Here is a 281-nt window from a genome sequence, read left to right on the forward strand (position 1 = left end):
TCGACGGCGATCCGCATCGGATGGTCCTCACCCTTCCGGAGCGCGTGCTGCCCGAGGGGGGGCTGAACATTCGCCTTGGCGACACGCCCGTCGCACAGGAAGCCCGGATGATCGACCACAAGCGGTGGGCGGCCGAGGCGTTCAGCCGTGCGAACCGCATCGACCGCAAGGTCTGGGGCAAGTCGGGCGCGCGGATCGGCTTTGTCGCCGCGGGCAAGAACTGGCTGGATCTGGTCCATGCCCTGTCCCTGCTGGGCATCGATGAGGCCGAGGCCGAGCGG

1 protein-coding gene is annotated in these 281 nt (G+C 69.0%); it reads left to right on the plus strand.

What is annotated here, in order from left to right:
* Positions 1-281 (plus strand): hypothetical protein (locus TW83_RS16310; RefSeq protein ID WP_045983839.1); only part of this gene is annotated, 281 nt, incomplete at both ends.

Origin of the sequence: Paracoccus sp. S4493, from assembly GCF_000967735.1 — a bacterium.
Classification (GTDB): Bacteria; Pseudomonadota; Alphaproteobacteria; order Rhodobacterales; family Rhodobacteraceae; genus Paracoccus; species Paracoccus marcusii.